Consider the following 4716-nt stretch of genomic DNA (forward strand, 5'->3'; position numbering starts at 1 on the left):
GTTGACACGAAAGTGGGGTACACAAATGCGATGCGTTCACCTCCCAGCGAGTTATTCTGGAAAACCCCAAGAGGGATTCCCGATACAGAACGTAAAGCTGTAAAGCCAAAATTATTAATGCAATTTAATCCTAACCTTCCCTGGGTTGTTGTTCGTCGTCGTATGAAGGGGCGCATACAGGTCTGAAACCCAGGGTCATTTGAGGGGGCGTGGCAATTTTCACGAATTATTATGAAGAAGGAAGTTTCAAAGATAGGAGCACATCATGGCAATGACGAAACCCACTGAAGGACCTTCACCTCAATTATTTTTTCAAACGGTCAATGGGCATGTGCGGACGGCGGCGCTCAAAACGGCCATCGAACTGGAATTGTTTACCGCGCTTGGCGAAGGTCACAGCACACCTCAAGCCTTAGCTCAACGATGCGGCGGGTCCGAGCGAGGGATGCGCATGTTGGCCGACTATCTAACCGTTGGTGGCTTTCTGACCAAATCCGGGGAAGAATATCAGTTAACTTTAGATTCCCAAATATTTTTAACCAGGACTTCTCCGGCCTATTTAGGGCCGACTCTGGATTTTATGTTGTCATTTCCCCTCGTGGAAGGTTTCAAACAGCTCACCGGTGCGGTTCGAAAAGGAGGAACCGTGGTCGGAGAGAAAGGAACCCTGGCGCCGGAACATCCGGATTGGGTGACCTTTGCCCGGTCAATGGTTCCGCTCATGAAAGGTCCGGCTGAGTGGATTGCCAATTGGGTGAAACAGGAGGCCGCGAATACTCGCAAGGTTTTGGATGTGGCGGCCGGCCATGGAATGTTTGGTGTTGAGATCGCTCGAAAACTCCCTGAGGCTGAGATTACGGCTCAGGATTGGCCCAATGTGTTGACGGTCGCGCGAGAGAATGCACAAACAGCCGGGATCACCAGAAGATTTCATGAATTGCCGGGGAGTGCCTTTGAGGTGGAATTTGGCAAAGACTATGACGTGATCCTTCTCACGAATTTTCTGCATCACTTCGATGTGCCCACTTGCGAGACCTTTTTGAAAAAGGTTTATGGCTCACTTAAGCCGGGAGGCTATGTGATCACGCTGGAATTTATTCCAAATGAAGATCGTATTTCTCCTGCGCCGATGGCTGAGTTCTGCTTGATTATGTTAGCCACGACTCCTGCCGGAGATGCCTACGTCTTCAGTGAATATGATCGCATGTTCCGCCATGCCGGATTTGGCGAGAGCATCATGCACGATGTCCCTGCCTCAAATGAACGAGTCATTATCACGAAGAAATAAGGGAAGGAGAATTACAAATGTCCGTCCAAGTCTATGGTGTCAATCATGTGGTGATTGAAGTTGACGACGCGCAGAAAGCCGTTGAGTTTTATGCGGATGTCTTCAATCTTGAGATGTTACGAGGCGGGGAGGGTGCGGCCTGGTGCAAAATGGGGGAGCACCAGTTTTTGGCGATCTTTGAAGTGAAAACCCTTCAGCCGGATCGGACCAAACACTTCGGCATCATGGTCCGGGATGACGCCCAGGTGAAGGAAGTTCGGGAAAAAATCACTAAGAAATATGGTTTGGAGGTGCATCCTGATTTTCGGTGTGATTTCCGTGATCCCTGGGGCAACCGGATCCAAGTCGGAGACCTGCATGATGAATCTCTGGTCTGGCTCCTTCCCTACCGGGAGGTCCAGGATATCGGGATCACATTCACTTCGCCTCCCAAAGCCCCTTGACGAGATGGGGTGCAAACAGCCACGTGGCTTTTTTTTGTTAGGGGTAATCGGCGATACTGTAGCCCTATGGATAAACTCGCTCAGTCGGTTTTGGGAGATCAGTCGTCGCGCTACCAGTCTCTTCTCGAGGTCTCCGAGGCGATCGCCGCCCACCGGAATCTCACTAACCTGATACAGGACCTGGCCCAACGCCTTCCCCGTATCGTTCCCCTAAATTTTATTGGTCTGGCTCTTCATCGGCCCGAACAAAACACCATCCAGGATTATATTATTCAGGCCAACATTCCTGCGGATATTCAGGGCGGGAAAGAATGGGCCTTGGATGCCCATCCGAGTGGCTGGGTGTGGCAAGCCCAGCAGCCATTGATTATTTCCGACCTGACTCAAGACTCCCGGTTTCCCACGGTTCTTCCGTTAATGCTTGAAGACGGTGTGCAATCTTTATGTACTGTCCCGCTGACTACCGCCTTACGCCGCCTGGGATCACTCGACTTTGCGAGTGTTGAAAAGGACACCTACAAGGAGTCCGAATTGACGTTTCTTCTTCAGGTCGCCAGACAGGTGGCCGTTGCGGTGGACAATGTCCTGCATCAAGAGGAATTGAGCCGGGAGCGGGATCGCCTGCAAGTGTTGCTGGATGTCAACAATGCGGTCGTCTCGAAACTGGAATTAGGCGCGTTGTTTACCACTATGGTCGCCGCTATGCGTCGGGTGGTCCCGCATGAAGTCACCAGCTTGTATCTTTATAATCCCGGCGCGAAGAACTTTCATCGACATGTGCTGGATTTTCCATCGGGGAAAGGTCTGCTAGGAGGAAGGCATTCGATTGCCCTCGATGACACGCCAGCCGGGGAAGCCTTTCGATCACGGAAAACGGTCTGTTGGCAGAAAGCCGACCTGCAACAATTTCATTCCGACACGGCCGGGCAGTTGATCGAGGAAGGCGTGAAATCCGGTTGCTGTGTCCCGCTCATGCTGCCGGACCTAGTGTTGGGGACGTTGAATGTCGGTAGCACCCGTCCCTCGGCTTTTTCCGGGGCGGATGCCGACCTCCTGACGCAAGTGGGCGGACAGATGGCCATCGCACTTGATAATGCCCTTGCCTATCAGGAGATCACCGAATTAAAGGAAAAATTGGAAAAGGAGAATCTGTATCTTCGCGAGGAGATTCGCACCGAAGCGAACTTTGAGGACATTGTCGGGGAGAGTCGTGGGTTAAAGCATGTTCTTCAGCAACTTGAAATTGTGGCTCCGACCGATTCAACGGTGCTGGTTCTTGGCGAGACGGGAACCGGGAAGGAACTCATTGCCCGCGCCCTTCACCAGCTCAGCACGAGAAATGACCGGGCGTTTGTCAAAATTAACTGCGCAGCGATTCCGACGGGTCTGTTGGAAAGTGAACTATTCGGCCACGAAAAAGGTGCGTTTACGGGGGCTATTTCTCAAAAGGTCGGCCGCTTTGAACTGGCGCATCGTGGAACGATTTTTTTAGATGAAATCGGGGAAGTGCCATTAGAGCTGCAGTCCAAGATGCTTCGGGTCCTCCAGGAGCAGGAATTTGAACGATTGGGCGGGACGCGCACCATCCGGGTGGATGTGCGACTGGTCGCGGCCACCAATCGGGATTTAATGCAGATGGTAGAAGCCGCCGAATTTCGTAGTGATTTGTATTACCGGTTGAATGTCTTTCCGATCACGGTTCCCCCCCTTCGCGAACGGCAGGAGGATATCCCGATTCTGGTTCGGTATTTTGCCCAGCGTTATGCCACCAGAATGAAAAAGCCCATCGAGACTATTCCAAGCAAAACGATGGAACGTCTGGCGGGCTATCCCTGGCCGGGGAATATTCGCGAACTGGAAAACCTGATTGAGCGAGCGGTTATTCTTTCCCAGGGTTCCGAACTGGCTGTGCCCTTATTGGACCTCAAAGCAGATCTTCAGCGGGGGACTCAGTCAATGGCAACCCTAGAGGGCGCCGAACGGGATCATATCCTCCGGGCCTTGCAAGACACCAAATGGGTCATCGGCGGTGCTGCCGGCACCGCAGCACGGTTGGGGATGAAACGCACCACGTTAATCTCAAAAATGAAAAAACTCGGAATCTCCCGCCCGACGTAATAGTGTGTAGCCAACAGCGGAGAATGTCTATGCAAGGATTTCTGGATCACATTGTCTTAAATATTGAAGATGATGAACCCATGATCGACTTCTATACAAAGGTTCTCCGGCTTCCTGCCGAGCGCCTGGAAGACTACCGTGCCGGGGAGGTGCCCTTCCCATCCGTCCGCATTAATCAGCATACCGTGATCGATTTATTTCCCAAAAAGTTATGGGAACAAAACATTTCAGGAGGTAAAGGCTTCAATAACCTGAACCACTTTTGCCTTTCACTCACCAAAAAAGATTGGGAGGACTTATACGGTCGACTACGTGACCATAAGATTGCCATTAGCGAAGGGCCTGTCCAACGCTGGGGCGCTCGTGGATCCGGAACCTCGATCTATTTTACCGACCCTGAAGGAAATGTAATCGAGACGCGATTTTATGAAGGGAGCGACCAGCCGGAGAAGTGCTTGCTTGGTTCCTGATTATAAAGGTGAAGGATGGTGAATAGACTCACCGGACGGGTAAGGCAAGTGCCCAATGGTTAGCTACATGGTTGTCGTAGAGGATAGAATTCGTTTCGAACAGCCCTCGCAAGCGTTTGAGAATTTTTCAAAAAAATAAAAGGGTCTCAGAGGCAAGAGGGATGCACCCCATCTATTCACCAGATCAACAGATTAATTTAGAACACAAGAGGACTTTCGATGTTTATGAAATCTTCACCGTCCAGACCTACGCGCTGATGCGGATCGTCGCCAGCTTCTTATTTTTGTGGCACGGAACACAAGTTATTTGGATACCTGTGGTGATGTTCATGGAATCTCCTGGTTTTATAATGTGTGTCGCATGACCAATTGAACTGGTCCGTGGTTTCCTCGTTAT

Annotated in this window: 5 protein-coding genes; all 5 read left to right on the forward strand. The window is 51.2% G+C overall.

Annotated elements, in window-relative coordinates:
• On the forward strand, positions 1-186 hold a 186-nt coding region (locus tag AAH187_RS18695), incomplete at its 5' end, for a hypothetical protein (RefSeq protein WP_342350004.1).
• 79 nt (positions 187-265) lie between these two features.
• Positions 266-1288: a class I SAM-dependent methyltransferase gene (locus tag AAH187_RS18700; RefSeq protein WP_342350005.1), complete on the forward strand. Its 1023-nt coding sequence runs from the start codon at positions 266-268 to the stop codon at positions 1286-1288.
• 17 nt (positions 1289-1305) lie between these two features.
• Positions 1306-1731 (forward strand): VOC family protein, encoded by a 426-nt coding sequence (locus tag AAH187_RS18705; protein ID WP_342350006.1) that lies wholly within the window; start codon positions 1306-1308, stop codon positions 1729-1731.
• Between the two features lie 66 nt (positions 1732-1797).
• A complete protein-coding gene (locus AAH187_RS18710; protein ID WP_342350007.1) occupies positions 1798-3849 on the forward strand; it encodes a sigma 54-interacting transcriptional regulator in 2052 nt (683 codons plus the stop codon).
• 29 nt (positions 3850-3878) lie between these two features.
• On the forward strand, positions 3879-4319 hold the full coding sequence (locus tag AAH187_RS18715; protein ID WP_342350008.1) for a VOC family protein: 441 nt from the start codon (positions 3879-3881) through the stop codon (positions 4317-4319).
• Positions 4320-4716: the final 397 nt, after the last annotated feature.

This window comes from uncultured Nitrospira sp., assembly GCA_902500695.1.
Taxonomy (GTDB): Bacteria; Nitrospirota; Nitrospiria; order Nitrospirales; family UBA8639; genus Nitrospira_E.

Coding starts and splice junctions, on each gene's coding strand:
- AAH187_RS18700 (WP_342350005.1), top strand. CDS start 266: ATGGCAATGACGAAACCCACTGAAGGACCTTCACCTCAATTATTTTTT.
- AAH187_RS18710 (WP_342350007.1), top strand. CDS start 1,798: ATGGATAAACTCGCTCAGTCGGTTTTGGGAGATCAGTCGTCGCGCTAC.
- AAH187_RS18715 (WP_342350008.1), top strand. CDS start 3,879: ATGCAAGGATTTCTGGATCACATTGTCTTAAATATTGAAGATGATGAA.
- AAH187_RS18705 (WP_342350006.1), top strand. CDS start 1,306: ATGTCCGTCCAAGTCTATGGTGTCAATCATGTGGTGATTGAAGTTGAC.